Origin of the sequence: Arthrobacter sp. ATA002, assembly GCF_026898095.1 — a bacterium.
GTDB lineage: Bacteria > Actinomycetota > Actinomycetes > Actinomycetales > Micrococcaceae > Arthrobacter_B.
In genome coordinates, this window is sequence record NZ_CP114015.1 from 923,874 (window position 1) to 942,141 (window position 18,268).

Below are 18,268 nucleotides of genomic sequence, written 5' to 3' on the forward strand. Positions count from 1 at the left end.
GACGCACCACTAAGGTGCCCGCGCACCACTTATAGGAAGGACGCCACCCCATGGCGAAGCTGACCAACGAAGAGCTCATTGAAGCCTTCAAGGAACTGTCCATCATCGAGCTCTCCGACTTCGTGAAGCTCTTCGAAGAGACCTTCGACGTTACCGCTGCTGCTGTTGCAGTTGCCGGTCCCGCTGCAGGTGCCGCTGAAGCTGAAGACGAGAAGACTGAATTCGACGTCATCCTCGAAGCTGCCGGCGACAAGAAGATCGCAGTCATCAAGGAAGTTCGTGCCCTGACTTCCCTGGGCCTGAAGGAAGCCAAGGACGTTGTGGACAGCGCCCCGAAGGCTGTCCTGGAAGGCGCTACGAAGGAAGCCGCAGAGAAGGCAAAGGAAGCCCTCGAGGCTGCCGGCGCCACGGTTACCGTCAAGTAGTAGTTTTTCCTTCGCGGCTCCGGCCGCGGATTCGGAAAGACCCCGTCCGTTATGGACGGGGTCTTTCTGTATCCGGAGGTGTTCCGGGGATTTAGGACGCCTCGCGCCAGAGCAGCAGGGCCTCACCCTGGCCCCCGCCACCGCAGAGGGCGACGGCTGCCCGGCCGGATCCGCGGCGCATCAGTTCGTGGGCAGCCGTCAGGGCCAGCCTGGCACCGGAAGCACCGATCGGGTGGCCAAGCGCGATGGCGCCGCCGTTCAGGTTGCACTGGTCAAGATCCATGCCCAGCTCGTTCAGTGACTGGACGGCAACGGCCCCGAATGCCTCGTTGATTTCAATAAAGTCCAGGTCCGAGGCACTCCAGCCGGCACGGTCCAGGGCGGCGAAGACGGCATTGGACGGCTGGGAATGCAGCGTGTTGTCCGGTCCTGCCACCTGGCCTGGAACACCGACTACGGCGAGCACGTCGAGGGCATTCTCCTCGGCGTAGGCGCGGGTGGTGAGGATCAGGGCAGCGGCGCCGTCGGACAGCGGAGACGAATTCCCTGCCGTGATGGTGCCTTCGGGATCGAAGGCCGGGCGCAGGCCGGACAGCGTCTCGGGGGTGGTGTTCGGTCGAACACCCTCGTCTGTGGTGAGGATGAGCGGTTCGCCGCGGCGCTGGGGAACGGTGACCGGGACAATCTCCGCATCGAAGGTTCCGGCCGCCATCGCAGCTGCGGCCCTGCGGTGCGAGGCGGCGGCCACTTCATCCTGCTCGAGGCGCTTGATGGCCAGCTTGGTGTTGCCCCGCTCGGTGGAGATGCCCATGGAATCGTTGTCGAAGGCGTCCGTGAGCCCGTCGTGGGCCACCGAATCGAGCGCCGAGATGTTCCCGTAGTTCCAGCCATGGCGCGAACCCGGCAGCAGGTGCGGCCCGCGGGTCATGGACTCCTGGCCGCCGGCCACCACCACGGTGGCTTCGCCGCCGCGGATCAGGCGGGCCGCGTCAATGACGGCCGCAAGGCCCGACAGGCACACCTTGTTGATGGTGACGGCCGGAACGTTCCAGCCGATCCCGGCCTTGATGGAGGCCTGGCGGGCCGGGTTCTGGCCGCACCCGGCCTGGACCACGTGCCCCATGATGACGGCATTCACGTCCGCTGCACGAACGCGCGATTTTTCCAGGGCTCCGGCAATCGCGAAGGCACCGAGCTCCACCGCGGCAAGGGGGGCAAGCTGGCCGTTCAGCCGGCCCTGCGGAGTGCGGGCACCTCCAACGATGACCACATCGGTCGCGGCGGCTTGGCCTGTTGCGGCTTGGTCTGGGGGTTGCTCATGGCCGAAATTCCACTTTCGTCGTTGGCTGCCGGGTCAGGGCCGGCGGCATTCGGTGCGTGCCCGGCGGTGAGCACGGTTGCGGCGCTGGAACAAGGGTACGCCAACGTGCCGGGCCCGGGGAGAGCCGCGTCACGCCGCCTGGAGTCCTGTGCACCTCCGGCACCTCCAAACCGGGGATCGTACGGTACGATGTTTGTATCCGATGCGTCAGCGGTGCGCCGGTGTTGCCTGCAGCTCCCCGTTCCACGGTGGTCCGGTGGTCGAATTCGAAGCGAATTCCAGCCCACTCCGACCGGAACCGGCGGGTCGAGCTCTGTAGGGGTTGCCGGACCGGGTAGACTTGTATGCCCACAATGCCCTATAGTTAATATTTGCTTCCCTCTCTTAACCTTCAGCCTTCATATAGCGGTGGGCTTTGTCCTGTGCCTGGCAGCGTTTCGCGCGCCCGGCGGGATGCAAGGACGCACGCGGACCAGGTCCGTTCTGTGCAGAGAAGGAGGCGCGAAACACGCCTGAAGGTCTGTGGAAGGATCCCTCTTGGTCGCCTCGAGCACCTCTAATAATGCAACCGCTAACATCCCGGAGAACATCGCTCCCCGGATTTCATTCGCAAAGATTCACGAACCGCTTGACGTTCCCAATCTTCTTGCCCTGCAGACCGACAGCTTTGACTGGCTGGTCGGCAACGAGCGCTGGAAGGCGCGCGTGGAACAGGCCAAGCAGACCGGGGAACAGGGCATTGCCACCACCTCCGGACTGGCTGACATCTTCGAGGAAATCTCCCCGATTGAAGACTTCCAGGGCACCATGTCCCTGAGCTTCACCGAGCCGGAATTTGCCGACCCGAAGTACACCATGGCCGAGTGCAAGGACCGGGACGCAACGTACTCGGCTCCGCTGTACGTTAAAGCCGAATTCATGAACAACAACACGGGCGAAATCAAGCAGCAGACCGTGTTCATGGGCGACTTCCCGCTGATGACAGACAAGGGAACGTTCGTCATCAACGGCACCGAGCGTGTCGTTGTTTCCCAGCTGGTCCGTTCGCCGGGTGCCTACTTCGAGCGCACCGCGGACAAGACCAGCGACAAGGACATCTACACCGCGAAGATCATTCCTTCCCGCGGTGCCTGGTTCGAACTCGAAATTGACAAGCGCGACCAGGTCGGCGTCCGCCTCGACCGCAAGCGCAAGCAGTCCGTCACCGTCCTGCTCAAGGCCCTGGGCTGGACCGAAGGCCAGATCCTCGAGACCTTCGGCGAATACGACTCCATCCGCGCCACGCTGGAGAAGGACCCCACGGAAACCCGTGAGGATGCCCTGCTGGACATCTACCGCAAGCTCCGTCCGGGCGAGCCGCCCACGGTCGAGGCTGCCCAGACCCTGCTGGACAACCTGTACTTCAACCCGAAGCGCTACGACCTGGCCAAGGTTGGCCGCTACAAGATCAACCGCAAGCTCGGCATCGACAAGCCGCTGACGGACTCCGACGCTTCGGTCCTGAACAACGATGACATCGTTGCCATGATCAAGTTCCTGGTTGCCCTGCACGCCGGCGAGAAGACCGTCCCTGGCAAGCGCAACGGCGAGGACGTCGACATCCGCGTCGAGGTTGACGACATCGACCACTTCGGCAACCGCCGCATCCGCGCCGTCGGCGAACTCATCGAGAACCAGATCCGCACGGGCCTGTCCCGTATGGAGCGCGTTGTCCGTGAGCGCATGACCACCCAGGACGTCGAAGCGATCACGCCGCAGACGCTGATCAACATCCGTCCGGTCGTGGCCGCGATCAAGGAGTTCTTCGGAACCTCCCAGCTTTCGCAGTTCATGGACCAGAACAACCCGCTCGCCGGACTGACGCACAAGCGCCGCCTGTCCGCGCTGGGCCCGGGTGGTCTGTCCCGTGACCGCGCAGGCATGGAAGTCCGGGACGTCCACCCCTCGCACTACGGCCGCATGTGCCCCATCGAAACCCCTGAAGGCCCGAACATTGGCCTGATCGGTTCGCTGGCCTCCTACGCCCGGATCAACGCCTTCGGTTTCATTGAAACCCCGTACCGCAAGGTCATCAACGGTGTCGTCACCGACCAGGTTGACTACCTGACGGCCGATGACGAAGTGGAGCGGACCATTGCCCAGGCAAACGCCCCGCTGCGCGAAGACCAGCACTTCGCCGAGGACCTCGTCCTCGTCCGTGCCCGCGGCGGTTCCGGCGAGCCCGTCCTCGTTGAGCCCGAAGGCGTCGAGTACATGGACGTCTCCCCGCGCCAGATGGTGTCGGTGGCCACGGCCCTGATTCCGTTCCTGGAACACGATGACGCCAACCGCGCCCTGATGGGTGCGAACATGCAGCGCCAGGCCGTGCCGCTGCTCCGTTCCGAGCGCCCTGTGGTGGGTACCGGCATGGAGAAGTACGCCGCCGTCGACGCCGGGGACTCCGTCACCGCCGTCAAGCCCGGTGTCGTCACCGAGGTCTCCGCCGAGCTCGTTACCGTCATGAACGACGACGGCACCGAGTCCAACTACCCGATCATGAAGTTCGCGCGCTCCAACCAGGGCAACGCGTACAACCAGCGGGTACTGGTCGCCGAAGGCGCACGCGTCGAGGTAAACAGCATCATCGCCGACGGCCCCTCCACGGACCAGGGCGAACTGGCACTGGGTAAGAACCTGCTCGTGGCATTCATGTCATGGGAAGGCCACAACTACGAGGATGCGATCATCCTCTCCCAGCGCATGGTCTCGGACGACGTCCTGACCTCCATCCACATCGAGGAGCACGAAGTCGATGCCCGCGACACCAAGCTTGGTGCCGAGGAAATCACCCGCGACATCCCCAATGTGTCGGAGGAAGTGCTCTCCCAGCTGGACGAGCGCGGCATCATCCACATCGGTGCCGAGGTGGAAGCCGGCGACATCCTGGTTGGCCGCGTCACCCCCAAGGGCGAAACGGAACTGACCCCGGAAGAGCGGCTGCTGCGCGCCATCTTCGGCGAGAAGAGCCGCGAAGTCCGCGACACGTCCCTGAAGGTACCCCACGGGGAGTCCGGCACGGTCATCGGTGTCCGCATCTTCGACCGTGACAACGACGACGAGCTGCCCCCGGGCGTGAACCAGCTGGTGCGCGTCTACGTGGCGCACAAGCGCAAGATCACGGACGGCGACAAGCTGGCCGGCCGCCACGGCAACAAGGGTGTTATCTCCAAGATCCTTCCGGTCGAGGACATGCCCTTCATGGAAGACGGAACCCCCGTCGACATCGTCCTGAACCCGCTGGGTGTTCCGGGTCGAATGAACGTCGGCCAGGTCCTGGAAATCCACCTGGGCTGGGCTGCCAAGCAGGGCTGGAAGATCGACGGCAATCCGGAGTGGGTCCAGAACCTGCCGGAACTGCCGCGTGAAACCGGTCCGACGACGGTTGCCACCCCGGTGTTCGACGGTGCCAGTGAAGATGAAATCACCGGTCTGCTCGATTCCACCAACGTGACCCGCGACGGCAACCGCCTGATCGGCGCTTCCGGCAAGGCACGGATGTTCGACGGCCGCTCCGGCCAGCCGTTCCCGGAGCCCATTTCCGTGGGCTACATGTACATCCTGAAGCTGCACCACCTTGTGGACGACAAGATCCACGCACGCTCCACCGGTCCGTACTCCATGATCACGCAGCAGCCGCTGGGTGGTAAGGCGCAGTTCGGTGGCCAGCGCTTCGGTGAAATGGAAGTCTGGGCCCTGGAAGCGTACGGCGCCGCCTACACGCTGCAGGAACTGCTCACGATCAAGTCCGATGACATCCACGGCCGTGTGAAGGTCTACGAAGCCATCGTCAAGGGCGAGAACATCCCGGAGCCGGGTGTTCCGGAGTCCTTCAAGGTGCTCATCAAGGAAATGCAGTCGCTCTGCCTGAATGTGGAAGTACTCTCCACCGAGGGCAACACGATTGAAATGCGTGACTCGGATGAAGAAGTCTTCCGGGCCGCGGAGGAACTGGGTATCGATCTGTCCCGCGCAGAGCCCAGCTCCGTCGAAGAGGTTTAGCCATATCACCGTCCCGGCCGGCGCCGGGACGGTCCGGAACGGCGGCAACGAAATTCCGCGGCTCGCAAGCTCGCAACGGAATATTAAAGCCGCCTAACCCGGACCGCCTGGCGCCGGTGGGATGGTCACCTAGAGCTCTTTCCGTACCCCGAGACATTCAGATTTAGAGAACAAGAGAGAACAGGGACCCATGTCCAACGATTCCACGTTCGGCCTCATGCGTATCGGCCTTGCCACTGCGGATGAAATCCGCGGCTGGTCTTACGGCGAAGTCAAGAAGCCGGAAACCATCAACTACCGAACCCTGAAGCCGGAGAAGGACGGTCTTTTCTGCGAAAAGATCTTCGGTCCGTCCCGTGACTGGGAGTGCTACTGCGGTAAGTACAAGCGCGTGCGCTTCAAGGGCATCATCTGTGAGCGCTGCGGCGTCGAGGTTACCCGCGCCAAGGTTCGCCGCGAGCGCATGGGCCACATTGAGCTCGCCGCCCCCGTAACCCACATCTGGTACTTCAAGGGTGTTCCGTCCCGCCTGGGCTACCTGCTGGACCTGGCGCCGAAGGACCTGGAGAAGGTCATTTACTTCGCCGCTTACATGATCACCTCGGTTGACGAAGAAAACCGCCACGCGGAACTTCCGAACCTGCAGGCTGAACACGACCTGGAGCGCAAGCACCTCGTCGACCAGCGCGACTCCGATATTGCTGCCATTGCCAAGGACCTCGAAGGCGAGATTGCCCGCCTCGAGGGCGAAGGCGCCAAGGCTGCCGACAAGAAGAAGGCCCGCGACTCCGCCGACCGCCAGATGGCCAAGGTCCGCCGCGACGCCGACAACAACATCGAGCGCCTCGAGCAGGTTTGGGAACGCTTCAAGAACCTCAAGGTCGGCGACCTCGAGGGCGATGAGGGCCTGTACCGCGAACTGCGTGACCGCTACGGCCTGTACTTCGAAGGCTCCATGGGTGCCGAAGCCATCAAGCAGCGCCTTGAGGACTTCGACATGCAGGCTGAGTCCGAGCTGCTGCGCGACATCATCCAGAACGGCAAGGGCCAGCGCAAGACGCGTGCCCTGAAGCGCCTGAAGGTTGTCAACGCCTTCCTGACCACGACCAACAGCCCGCTCGGCATGGTCCTGGACGCAGTTCCGGTGATCCCGCCGGAACTGCGCCCGATGGTTCAGCTCGACGGCGGACGTTTCGCGACGTCCGACCTCAACGACCTGTACCGCCGCGTGATCAACCGCAACAACCGCCTGAAGCGCCTGCTGGACCTCGGTGCCCCCGAGATCATCGTGAACAACGAAAAGCGCATGCTCCAGGAAGCTGTTGACTCCCTGTTCGACAACGGCCGCCGCGGCCGTCCGGTCACCGGTCCGGGCAACCGTCCGCTGAAGTCGCTCTCCGACATGCTCAAGGGCAAGCAGGGACGTTTCCGCCAGAACCTGCTGGGTAAGCGTGTTGACTACTCCGGCCGTTCCGTCATCGTTGTTGGCCCGCAGCTGAAGCTGCACCAGTGCGGTCTGCCCAAGCAGATGGCCCTGGAGCTCTTCAAGCCGTTCGTGATGAAGCGCCTGGTTGACCTCAACCACGCACAGAACATCAAGAGCGCCAAGCGCATGGTCGAGCGTTTCCGCCCGCAGGTCTGGGACGTGCTGGAAGAGATCATCACCGAACACCCGGTGCTGCTCAACCGTGCACCCACCCTGCACCGCCTCGGTATCCAGGCCTTCGAGCCGCAGCTCGTTGAGGGCAAGGCCCTTCAGCTGCACCCGCTGGTCTGCGGCGCGTTCAATGCTGACTTCGACGGTGACCAGATGGCAGTGCACCTGCCGCTGAGCCCCGAAGCCCAGGCTGAAGCACGCATCCTGATGCTGTCCTCGAACAACATCCTGAAGCCGTCCGACGGCCGCCCGGTGACCCTGCCGTCGCAGGATATGATCATCGGCCTGCACCACCTCACCACCAAGAAGGAAGGCGCAGCAGGCGAGGGCCGGTTCTTCACGACGCCGTCCGAAGCCCTGATGGCGTACGACCTTGGTGAGCTGGACCTGAACGCCCAGATCAGCATGCGCCTGGAAGGCTTCGTGCCCTCCGCCGACCGTCCGGCCCCGGAAGGCTGGGAAGAAGGCACTCCCGCCCTCATCCAGACCTCCCTCGGCCAGGTCATCTTCAACCAGGCACTGCCCTCGGATTACCCGTGGGTCGAGAAGGTTGCCGATAAGGGCCAGCTGTCAGCGATCGTGAACGACCTGGCTGAGCGCTACCCGAAGGTCATTACGGCGGCAACGCTGGATAACCTGAAGGACGCCGGTTTCTACTGGGCCACCCGCTCGGGCGTTACCGTTGCCATCTCGGACATCTCCGCGCCGATCGACAAGCCTGCCATCATGGAGGTTTACGAAACGCAGGCTGCCAAGGTTGAAAGCCAGTACGGCAAGGGCCTGATCGCCGAAGACGAGCGCCGCCAGGAACTCATCGACATCTGGAACAAGGCTACGAACGAAGTTGCCGCGGCCATGCGTTCGAACATGCCCAAGGAAAACAACATCAACCGCATGGTGTCTTCCGGTGCCCGTGGTAACTGGCTGCAGGTTCGCCAGATTGCCGGTATCCGCGGCCTGGTGGCAAACCCCAAGGGTGAGATCATCCCGCGCCCGATCAAGTCGTCGTACCGTGAGGGCCTGTCGGTGCTGGAGTACTTCATCGCCACCCACGGTGCCCGAAAGGGTCTTGCCGACACCGCTCTGCGTACCGCCAACTCGGGTTACCTGACCCGCCGTCTGGTGGACGTTTCCCAGGACGTCATTGTCCGCGAGGAAGACTGCGGCACCGAGCGCGGCCTGAACGTGACCATTGCGGTTCCGGACTCCAACGGTGAACTGCAGCTGCACGAAGAGGTCGAGAACTCGGCGTACGCCCGTACGCTGGCCACCGACGTCGCCGACGCCCAGGGCAACGTCCTGGCCAAGGGCGGCGACGATGTTGGCGACGTCCTCATCGCCAAGCTGTTCGAAGCCGGCGTCACCGATATCAAGGTCCGCTCCGTACTCACCTGTGAGTCCGCCGTCGGCACCTGTGCCCTGTGCTACGGACGCTCCCTGGCCACGGGTAAGACCGTGGACATCGGCGAGGCTGTCGGCATTATCGCTGCTCAGTCCATTGGCGAGCCGGGCACTCAGCTGACCATGCGTACCTTCCACACCGGTGGTGTTGCTTCCGCGGAAGATATCACCCAGGGTCTGCCCCGTATCCAGGAGCTCTTCGAAGCACGCACCCCCAAGGGCGTTGCTCCGATCTCCGAGACTGCGGGCCGGGTCACCATCGAAGAGTCCGACCGCCAGATGCGTCTGGTTGTCACTCCCGATGACGGCTCCGAGGAAATCGCGTACCCGGTCCTGCGCCGTGCCCGCCTGCTGGTTGCCGACGGCGACCACGTCGAGGTTGGCCAGCAGCTGGTCTTCGGTGCGGTGGATCCCAAGCAGATCCTCCGTATCCTCGGCCCGCGCAAGGCACAGGAATTCCTGGTGGACGAAGTCCAGCGCGTGTACCGCAGCCAGGGCGTAGGCATCCACGACAAGCACGTGGAAGTCATCGTCCGGCAGATGCTGCGCCGCGTGACCGTGATTGAGTCCGGCGACTCCGAGCTGCTTCCGGGCGAGCTCGCCGAGCGCCGCCGCTTCGAAAGCGAGAACCGCCGCGTTGTCTCCGAGGGCAAGAAGCCGGCTTCAGGCCGTCCCGAGCTCATGGGTATCACCAAGGCGTCGCTGGCAACCGAGTCCTGGCTGTCCGCTGCTTCCTTCCAGGAAACCACCCGCGTCCTGACGCAGGCGGCCATGGAAGGCAAGAGCGATCCGCTGCTCGGCCTCAAGGAGAACGTCATCATCGGTAAGCTGATCCCGGCCGGAACGGGCCTGCCCCGTTACACCGAGGTCACTGTCGAGCCGACCGAAGAAGCAAAGGCCAATCTGTTCACCGGCCCGAGCGCCTTCAGCGACTTCGACTACGCCGGAGTAGACGGCGGCCTGAGCCCCGAGTTCCACGCCATCCCGCTGGATGACTACGACATGGGCAGCGACTTCCGCTAAGGAGGCCGCCCGCAGCGGCAGGTCCCGCACCCTTTGGGTGCGGGACCTGCCGCATCTAACCGGCCATCCGCTCTCTGCGGGACGGGAAGGGCCGGCCGGTGGAGCCTTCTCCTGTTCGTATAGTGAACCACTGTGCACTAAATGAACACGCCGTGTAGTGTGGTCTTGACCACGCTAATGCTTGTTGGAGAGCCGGAGCGCGAAGATGCGCTCGAAGCCGAAAGGAAGAACCATGGGATTGGAAAAGGATCTTTTCTCGAACAGCCATGTCATCGAGAAGCTGGATGCGGCGCAGGCGCCGCAGGACCAGATCTCGGCGGAGATTGCCTCGGTCCACGCGGCGTATGACAAGTCCGTACACGACGGCGCCGAACCGGAAAGCCAGCCCCGGATCGACTTCTCTCCCTACCGCAGCTCCATCCTGCGCCACCCCACCAAGGATCCGCACCACGTGGACCCCGAGACGATCGAGCTGTGGTCACCGGCGTTCGGACACCAGGACGTGCACGCCCTGGAGAGCGATCTGACCATCCAGCACAACGGCGAGCCGCTGGGGGAGCGCATCATTGTCCGCGGCCGGATCCTCGACGGCGGCGGACGGCCCGTGCGCAACCAGCTGGTGGAAATCTGGCAGGCCAACTCCGCCGGCCGCTACATCCACAAGCGCGATCAGCATCCGGCTCCGCTGGACCCGAACTTCACCGGCGTCGGCCGCTGCATCACCACCGATGACGGCTTCTACGAGTTCACCACCATCAAGCCCGGACCCTACCCCTGGAAGAACCACTTCAACGCCTGGCGTCCGGCCCACATCCACTTCTCCCTGTTCGGCACCGACTTCACCCAGCGCATGATCACCCAGATGTACTTCCCCGGTGATCCGCTTTTTGCGCTGGACCCGATTTACCAGTCGATTACCGATCAGAAGGCGCGTGACCGCCTCGTGGCCACGTATGACCACAACCTGACATCGCACGAGTGGGCCACCGGCTACAACTGGGACATTGTGCTCACCGGCAGCAACCGCACGTGGATGGAAGACGAGGACGCAGAGTAATGAGCGAGCAGAAGCTAACCGCCACGCCCGGCCAGACCATCGGCCCGTTCTACGGCTACGCCCTTCCCTTCGAGAAGGACAACCAGCTCCTTGCACCGGGGCTGCCCGGCAGCATCCGGCTGCAGGGAACGGTCACGGACGGAGCCGGAGACACCATTCCGGACGCCCTGCTGGAAATCTGGCAGGCTGATGCCGAAGGCAACGTCCCGCAGCAGACAGGCTCCCTGGTCCGGGACGGCTACACCTTCACGGGCTGGGGCCGCACGGCCGTGGACAATACCGGAAACTACACGTTCACCACGGTGAACCCCGGGCCCACCGAAGCAGGCTCGGCGCCCTTCATCTCCTTCGTGATCTTCGCCCGCGGCCTGTTGAACAAGCTGCATACCCGCATGTACCTGCCCGATGACGAGGAAGCGCTGGCACGCGACGCCCTGCTCTCCTCACTCCCCGAGGACCGGCGGCGCACGCTCATTGCCACGCGCGAGGCCGACGGCGGACTGCGCTGGGACATCTCGCTGCAGGGGGAGAACGAAACCGCTTTCCTCACCTACCCGGGAGCCTAGGCATGGGTGCAGCGGAGAGTGCCGACTACGGCCTGCTCGCACCGGCGTGGGCCGGCACACGGGTGGCCGCACTGACGGGGGACACGGCCCTGCTGCAGGCCCTCTTGGACGTGGAACTGGCCTGGGTGCGGGTGCTGGACGACGCCGGGCTGGCCGACCCCGAAGCGGCTGCTGCCGTGGCGGCCGTCAGCGACGCCTCCCTATATGACGCCGCATCCCTGGCCGAGCGGGCACAGGGCGGCGGCAACCCGGTGATCCCCCTCCTCGCGGACCTGAGGAAGCTGGCACAGGCGGAATCCCCGGCTGCCGCCGCCGCAATCCACCGCGGCGCCACCAGCCAGGACATCATGGACACCGCTCTGATGCTTCTGGCCCGCCGGGCACTGGAGGCCATCCTGGCCGACGCAGACCGGGCCGTCACGGCACTGGGAGACCTTGCCGGCCGCCATGCCCGAACCCTGTGTGTTGCCCGGACCCTGGCCCGGCACTCCCTGCCTTCCACTTTCGGACTCCGCGCCGCGCAGTGGCTGAACGGCGTCGGACAGGCTGTTGACGGGCTGCGCACTGCCGCCTCCCGGTTGCCCCTGCAGTGGGGCGGGGCATCCGGAACCATGGCCGCCCTGACCACCGCGACTTCGGCGGACGGTGGCCCTGACGGGCCCTTTGACCTGACCTCACGCCTTGCCGGTGCCCTGGGGCTCGCGGACCCGGTAGCGCCGTGGCAGACCAACCGGCTGCCCGTCACCGGCCTTGGAGCAGCACTGCAGGATTTCACTGCAGCGGCAGGCAAAATGGCCAACGACGTGCTGCTGCTGAGCCGGCCGGAGATCGGCGAGGTCTCCGAACCCCGCGCCGCCGGCCGCGGCGGCTCCTCCGCCATGCCGCAGAAGCAGAACCCGGTGCTGTCCGTGCTGATCCGCAGCGCGGCGCTTGCCGCCCCCGGGCACGGCGTGCAGTTGCAGGCTGCCGCCGCCGCGGCGGATGACGAGCGTCCCAGCGGTTCCTGGCACGTTGAGTGGCAGGCCCTGCGCTCCCTGCTCCGCCTCGCCGGGGGAGCAGCCGCCAAACTCGCGGAGCTGGCCGGGGGCCTGCAGGTCCACACCGAGGCACTGGAACGGAATCTGGCAGCCGCCGGCCCGCTGGTGGTCAGCGAGAAGATTATGGCCGTCGTCGCTCCGCTGCTCGACAACGGCGTGGCCGGCCGTGGAAAGAAGCTGGTGTCCGAGGCCGTTGCCCGGTCACTCTCCACCGGTGAGCCGTTCGCAGCGGTGCTGCGCAGCACCGTTCCGGAAGAAATCCTCTCCGACGCACAGCTCGCGGACATCCTCGACCCCGCCAACTACGTAGGGGAGGCCGCCTTGCTCGTAGAGCGCATCACGGTTGCCTACTCCGGAAAGCCCTCAGCATGAGCGTTCCCGCCATTAAAGCCACCCGCCTCTCCGACGCCGGCCCCGCGGCGCCTGTCCTGATTGCCGGCCCGTCGCTGGGAACAGCCGTCACACCGCTGTGGAGCCGGGCGGCAGCTGCCCTGGACACCTTCACCGTCATCGGCTGGGACCTGCCCGGCCACGGTGCCAGCCCCGCCGCAACCGGGGGCTTCAGCGTGGCAGACCTGGCCGCCGGCGTCGCCAACCTGGTCAGCGGGGCCCGGACCGCCGGTGATATTGCCCCCGAAGCACCGGTCTTCTACGCCGGTGTTTCGCTGGGCGGTGCCGTGGGACTGCAGCTGGCGCTGGACCACGGCGAACTCTTCCAGGCCCTGGCCGTGCTGTGTTCCGGCGCAAAAATCGGCGAAGCCGACGGCTGGGAAGAGCGCGCCGAAACCGTCAGGGTCCAGGGCACCCCCACCCAGGTGGCCGGTTCCGGACAGCGCTGGTTCGCCCCCGGATTCATGGAACGCGAACCCTCTGCGGCGTCCTCACTGCTGCACTCCCTGCAGAACGCCGACCGATTCTCCTACGCCTTCTGCTGTTCCGCGCTGGCCGGCTTCGATGTCCGCGGCCGGCTCGCCGGCATCACCGTCCCCGTGCTTGCCGTGGCCGGCGCCGAAGACGTGGTCACCCCGCCGTCGTTCGCGGAACTCATCGCGGACCGGGTGGCCAACGGAACAGCCGCCGTCGTTGAGGACGCCGCCCACCTGGTCCCGGTCGAGCAGCCGGGACGGACCGCCGACCTGCTGAAGGAATTCTTCGGCACCCAGTATCCGGAAGGGAAATAACACCGTGATCGCAGACGGACACAAGAACCGGCAGGACGTGTACAACGAGGGCATGGCCGTTCGCCGGGAAGTCCTGGGCTCGGAGCATGTGGACCGTGCCAACGCAGCCAAGGACGAGTTCACCACCGACTTCCAGGATCTAATCACCCAGTACGCCTGGGGAACCATCTGGACCCGCCCCGGCCTGCCCCGCACCATGCGGAGCGCCGTGACGCTCACCGCGCTGATTGCGCACGGGCATCTGGAGGAATTCGCCATGCATGTGCGGGCGGCGCTGCGCAACGGCCTGAGCCGGGACGAGATCAAGGAAATTGTCCTGCAGTCGGCCATCTATTGCGGGGTTCCGGCCGCGAACTCCGCCTTCAAGGTGGCGCAGGGCGTCTTCGCCGAGATCGACGCCGCGGCCTAGCGGCCGCAAACCTTCCCAGCCATTCGAGTTTCAGTTTCTGAGTTTCAAGGAGCACCGGTGAACCAGGCCTATATCTACGACGCAGTCCGTACGCCCTTCGGCAGGTTCGGCGGAGCCCTCGCCGGCGTTCGCCCGGATGACCTCGCCGCCCAGGTCATCAAGGCCTCCGTCTCCCGTGCACCGGGCCTGGACCCGGCACGCATCGACGAAGTGATCTTCGGCAACGCCAACGGCGCCGGCGAGGAAAACCGCAACGTGGCCAGGATGGCCACCCTGCTGGCCGGCCTGCCCACCTCCATCCCGGGCACCACGGTGAACCGCCTCTGCGGGTCCTCACTGGACGCGGCCCTCATCGCCTCCCGGCAGATCAACACCGGGGAAGCGGACCTGATGCTCATCGGCGGCGCCGAGTCCATGAGCCGCGCCCCCTGGGTACTGCCGAAAAACGAAAAGCCCTACCCGGCCGGAGACCAGACCCTGGCCTCCACCACCCTGGGCTGGCGCCTGGTCAACCCGGCCATGCCTCAGGAATGGACCGTCTCCCTGGGTGAAGCCACCGAGCAGCTGCGCGAGAAGTACGGCATCAGCCGTGAACGCCAGGACGAGTTCGCCGCCGCCTCCCACGCCCTGGCCGCCAAGGCCTGGGACGAGGGCAAGTATGCGGATCACACCGTCGCCGTGGACGGCGTGGAGCTGGACCGCGACGAGAGCATCCGGGCAGGTTCCACCGTGGAAAAGCTGGCCACCCTTCGCACCGTCTTCCGCCCCGCCTCGGATGATGCCTCCGGCGGCACCGTGACCGCAGGCAACGCCTCACCGCTGAACGACGGCGCTTCGGCAGCCTGGCTGGGCAGCGAAAACGCCGCCGGCATCCTGGGCCTGGCACCGCTGGCCCGGATTGCCGGACGCGGCGCCGCCGCCAACGATCCGCAGTTCTTCGGCTACGCGCCCGTGGAGGCGGCCAACCTCGCCCTGAAGCGTGCCGGCATCAGCTGGAGCGACGTCGGAGCGGTGGAACTAAACGAGGCCTTTGCCGCCCAGTCACTGGCGTGCCTGGACGCCTGGGACGTGGACCCGGCCATCGTCAACGCATGGGGCGGGGCGGTAGCCATCGGCCACCCGCTGGGTGCCTCCGGTACCCGCATCCTGGGCACGCTGGCCCGCCGCCTGCAGGATTCGGGAGAGCGCTGGGGCGTGGCAGCCATCTGCATCGGCGTCGGCCAGGGCCTCGCCGTCGTCCTCGAAAACGCCAACTGATACCCAGACACCGCACACGTTAGGAAAAACCGTGCTCAACATAGTGCAGGACGTGGATGAGGCCGTAGCACCCATCCACGACGGGTCCACCGTCATGATCGGCGGATTCGGCCGCGCCGGCCAGCCCGTGGAACTGATCGAGGCGCTGCTGCGCCGGGGCGCCACGGACCTGACCGTGGTCAACAACAACGCAGGCAACGGGGAACAGGGCCTGGCGGCCCTGATCGGTGCCGGCCGGGTGAAGAAAATCATCTGCTCCTTCCCGCGGCAGTCCGATTCGCAGATCTTCGACGCCCGCTACCGGGCCGGGGAAATCGAACTGGAACTGGTGCCCCAGGGCAACCTCGCCGAACGCATCCGTGCCGCCGGTGCCGGCATCGGCGGCTTCTTCACGCCCACCGCCTACGGAACCCCGCTGGCCGAGGGAAAGGAAACCCGGGTCATTGACGGCCGCGGCTACGTCTTCGAAACACCCCTGCACGCGGACTTTGCCCTGGTGAAGGCGCTGCGGGCTGACACGGCCGGCAACCTGGTCTACCGCAGGACGGCCCGGAACTTCGGACCCATCATGGCCGCCGCCGCCGGGCACGCCATCGTGCAGGTACGCGAGATCGTGGACGTTGGGGGACTGGACCCCGAAAACATTGTCACCCCCGGGATCTACGTCAACAGCCTGGTCCGCGTGGACCGGGAGAAAGCACCGGCCGCAGCATGAGCACCGACAAGAAGCTGGATAAGAACGAACTCGCGGCTTTGGTCGCCTCCGACATTGCCCCCGGGTCCTTCGTGAACCTGGGCATCGGGCAGCCCACCCTGGTCTCGAACTATCTGGTGCCCGAGCAGAAAGTCACCCTGCACACCGAGAACGGCATGCTCGGCATGGGTCCGGAAGCGCACGGCGACGAGGTGGATCCGGACCTGATCAACGCCGGAAAGATCCCGGTAACGGAGCTGCCGGGCGCAGCCTACTTCCACCATGCCGACTCCTTTGCCATCATGCGGGGCGGACACCTGGATGTCTGCGTGCTGGGCGCCTTCCAGGTCTCCGCCACCGGCGACCTGGCCAACTGGCACACCGGCGCCCCCGACGCCATCCCCGCCGTTGGCGGTGCGATGGACCTGGCCACCGGAGCCAAGGACGTCTACGTGATGATGTCCCTGTTCACGCGCGACGGCGTGAGCAAGCTGGTTCAGGAGTGCAGCTATCCCCTGACCGGGCTGGGATGCGTGACCCGCGTCTACACTGGTGAAGCAGTCTTTTTGCTGAAGGACGACGGCGTACACGTACGCGAGACCTTCGGCATTACCTTCGATGAGCTGGCGGCGAAGATGGACATTGACCTGATCCGCGCCGCGGACGGAAGCCAGCACGACAGATGATGGGTGACAGATGAGCGGGACGATGCCGGCCAGCGGCCAATATGTGCAGTCGCTGGCCCGCGGCCTGCTGGTGATCCGTGCTTTCGACGCCGACCACGTGCAGATGACGCTCAGTGAGGTCTCCCGGCGCACCGGCCTGACCCGGGCCACCGCCCGGCGTTTTCTGCTCACTCTGGTGGAACTGGGCTACATCCGCACGGACGGGCGGACCTTCGAGCTCACCGCACTGGTGCTGCAGCTGGGGTATTCGTACCTGTCCGGGCAGACCCTGCCCCAGCTGGCCCAGCCGGTGCTGGAAGACCTGTCCCGGGAAATGTCCGAATCAACGTCCGCGTCCGTGCTGGACGGAAACGACATTGTCTACATTGCCCGCATCCACACCCGCCGGCTGATGACCGTCGGAATCGCCGTGGGCACGCGCTTCCCGGCCTACGCAACCTCCATGGGCCGCGTACTGCTTGCCGGGCTGCCGGAAGAGCGGTTCGAGGAATATCTTTCCACCGTCCGGCTGCTACCCCTGACGGACCGGACCGTGACGGACCCCGTGCGGCTGCGCGAGGTGGTCACCGGCGTACGGGAGCAGGGCTGGGCCGTCGTGGACCAGGAACTGGAACAGGGGCTGCGCTCCGTCGCCGTCCCCGTGTACGACCCGCAGGGCCGGGTCGCCGCGGCCCTGAACACGTCCATGCAGGCCACCATGGGGCTGGCCGGGCCTACACTGGAAGATGCGGCGGCCCGCGTGCTGCCGCACCTCCGGCAGGCTTCAGCCACCATCACCGCCGCCCTGGCCGCCCGCAGCTAGTGATCCTGCACTCATATCGGCGCGGCAGGCGTTAAGTCTGCTAGACTGAAAACCAATTGTTTGTGTGGCAGTGGATGAAGGCCGCTCGCGTGCCCTCCGTGGTGAGATACTCGGGGGAATGCATTCCGAAAGGAATGGGCGGGCCTGTTTCCGGGTTGCGGGCTTCTTGCGCAACGAATGCCACACTTTTGCACGCCTACGGTCGCTTTCGGCGAGAATACGGAACTTCTCGGGGCATTGCGGCAACGACTTTAAGCGCGTCGCCCCTGAGCCGGTCCCAAGCCGGCGGCGGGGCGGGGCAACCAGAGAATTATCTCGAGAAAAACGGAGAACACGAAAGTGCCTACGATTCAGCAGCTGGTCCGCAAGGGCCGCTCACCCAAGGTCTCCAAGACCAAGGCTCCTGCCCTTCAGGGCAGCCCGATGCGCCGTGGTGTTTGCACCCGCGTTTACACGACCACCCCGAAGAAGCCGAACTCGGCTCTGCGCAAGGTTGCGCGTGTCCGCCTCAACGGCGGCATCGAAGTAACCGCCTACATCCCCGGTGTGGGTCACAACCTTCAGGAACACTCCATCGTGCTCGTGCGCGGCGGCCGTGTGAAGGACCTTCCCGGTGTCCGCTACAAGATTGTCCGCGGTGCCCTCGATACCCAGGGTGTCAAGAACCGCAAGCAGGCTCGCAGCCGCTACGGCGCGAAGATGGAGAAGAAGTAA

The 18,268-nt window shown here is 65.3% G+C and carries 14 protein-coding genes; 13 read left to right on the forward strand and 1 reads right to left on the reverse strand.

The genetic code is table 11. The annotated features are described in order from the left end of the window. The first annotated feature begins 50 nt into the window (after positions 1-50). On the forward strand, positions 51-425 hold the full coding sequence (gene rplL, locus OL239_RS04710) for a 50S ribosomal protein L7/L12 (RefSeq protein ID WP_104052754.1): 375 nt from the start codon (positions 51-53) through the stop codon (positions 423-425). Between the two features lie 91 nt (positions 426-516). On the opposite strand, the gene OL239_RS04715 is transcribed toward rplL, so the two are convergent. Then, positions 517-1,695, reverse strand: a complete 1,179-nt coding sequence (locus tag OL239_RS04715; RefSeq protein WP_268910940.1) for an acetyl-CoA C-acetyltransferase — start codon at positions 1,693-1,695, stop codon at positions 517-519. A gap of 588 nt (positions 1,696-2,283) precedes the next feature. Here OL239_RS04715 and rpoB point away from each other — a divergent pair. The 12 genes from rpoB to rpsL all read left to right on the forward strand — a co-directional run bounded on the left by rpoB (position 2,284) and on the right by rpsL (position 18,268). Then, complete coding sequence (rpoB, locus tag OL239_RS04720) at positions 2,284-5,784, forward strand: DNA-directed RNA polymerase subunit beta (RefSeq protein ID WP_268910941.1); 3,501 nt, start codon at positions 2,284-2,286, stop codon at positions 5,782-5,784. Between the two features lie 190 nt (positions 5,785-5,974). Continuing rightward, positions 5,975-9,865, forward strand: coding sequence for a DNA-directed RNA polymerase subunit beta' (locus OL239_RS04725; protein WP_268910942.1), 3,891 nt, complete (start codon positions 5,975-5,977; stop codon positions 9,863-9,865). 232 nt (positions 9,866-10,097) lie between these two features. Further along, complete coding sequence (pcaH, locus tag OL239_RS04730) at positions 10,098-10,922, forward strand: protocatechuate 3,4-dioxygenase subunit beta (protein ID WP_268910943.1); 825 nt, start codon at positions 10,098-10,100, stop codon at positions 10,920-10,922. Beyond that, on the forward strand, positions 10,922-11,488 hold the full coding sequence (pcaG, locus tag OL239_RS04735; RefSeq protein WP_268910944.1) for a protocatechuate 3,4-dioxygenase subunit alpha: 567 nt from the start codon (positions 10,922-10,924) through the stop codon (positions 11,486-11,488). Before pcaH ends, pcaG begins: the two co-directional genes overlap by 1 nt. Positions 11,489-11,490: 2 nt before the next feature. Next, positions 11,491-12,897: a lyase family protein gene (locus tag OL239_RS04740; protein WP_268910945.1), complete on the forward strand. Its 1,407-nt coding sequence runs from the start codon at positions 11,491-11,493 to the stop codon at positions 12,895-12,897. Further along, positions 12,894-13,706 (forward strand): alpha/beta fold hydrolase, encoded by an 813-nt coding sequence (locus OL239_RS04745; RefSeq protein WP_268910946.1) that lies wholly within the window; start codon positions 12,894-12,896, stop codon positions 13,704-13,706. The genes OL239_RS04740 and OL239_RS04745 overlap by 4 nt, the downstream gene beginning before the upstream one ends. A 4-nt stretch (positions 13,707-13,710) precedes the next feature. Next, on the forward strand, positions 13,711-14,115 hold the full coding sequence (pcaC, locus tag OL239_RS04750) for a 4-carboxymuconolactone decarboxylase (RefSeq protein WP_268910947.1): 405 nt from the start codon (positions 13,711-13,713) through the stop codon (positions 14,113-14,115). Positions 14,116-14,172: 57 nt separating this feature from the next. Beyond that, on the forward strand, positions 14,173-15,372 hold the full coding sequence (locus OL239_RS04755) for a thiolase family protein (RefSeq protein ID WP_268910948.1): 1,200 nt from the start codon (positions 14,173-14,175) through the stop codon (positions 15,370-15,372). 31 nt (positions 15,373-15,403) lie between these two features. Next, entirely contained in the window at positions 15,404-16,087 is a 684-nt protein-coding gene (locus OL239_RS04760) for a 3-oxoacid CoA-transferase subunit A (RefSeq protein WP_268910949.1), read from the forward strand. Beyond that, positions 16,084-16,752: a 3-oxoacid CoA-transferase subunit B gene (locus OL239_RS04765; RefSeq protein WP_268910950.1), complete on the forward strand. Its 669-nt coding sequence runs from the start codon at positions 16,084-16,086 to the stop codon at positions 16,750-16,752. The genes OL239_RS04760 and OL239_RS04765 overlap by 4 nt, the downstream gene beginning before the upstream one ends. A 10-nt stretch (positions 16,753-16,762) precedes the next feature. Continuing rightward, positions 16,763-17,554: an IclR family transcriptional regulator domain-containing protein gene (locus OL239_RS04770; protein ID WP_268910951.1), complete on the forward strand. Its 792-nt coding sequence runs from the start codon at positions 16,763-16,765 to the stop codon at positions 17,552-17,554. Positions 17,555-17,893: 339 nt separating this feature from the next. Next, the gene (rpsL, locus tag OL239_RS04775) at positions 17,894-18,268 is read left to right on the forward strand and encodes a 30S ribosomal protein S12 (RefSeq protein WP_104052742.1); all 375 of its coding nucleotides are present in this window, start codon (positions 17,894-17,896) and stop codon (positions 18,266-18,268) included.

Excerpts from the sequence above, each read along its gene's own strand:
- OL239_RS04745 (WP_268910946.1), top strand. The coding sequence starts at position 12,894 with ATGAGCGTTCCCGCCATTAAAGCCACCCGCCTCTCCGACGCCGGCCCC.
- rplL (WP_104052754.1), top strand. The coding sequence starts at position 51 with ATGGCGAAGCTGACCAACGAAGAGCTCATTGAAGCCTTCAAGGAACTG.
- pcaH (WP_268910943.1), top strand. The coding sequence starts at position 10,098 with ATGGGATTGGAAAAGGATCTTTTCTCGAACAGCCATGTCATCGAGAAG.
- OL239_RS04740 (WP_268910945.1), top strand. The coding sequence starts at position 11,491 with ATGGGTGCAGCGGAGAGTGCCGACTACGGCCTGCTCGCACCGGCGTGG.
- pcaG (WP_268910944.1), top strand. The coding sequence starts at position 10,922 with ATGAGCGAGCAGAAGCTAACCGCCACGCCCGGCCAGACCATCGGCCCG.
- OL239_RS04725 (WP_268910942.1), top strand. The coding sequence starts at position 5,975 with ATGTCCAACGATTCCACGTTCGGCCTCATGCGTATCGGCCTTGCCACT.
- OL239_RS04770 (WP_268910951.1), top strand. The coding sequence starts at position 16,763 with ATGAGCGGGACGATGCCGGCCAGCGGCCAATATGTGCAGTCGCTGGCC.
- OL239_RS04765 (WP_268910950.1), top strand. The coding sequence starts at position 16,084 with ATGAGCACCGACAAGAAGCTGGATAAGAACGAACTCGCGGCTTTGGTC.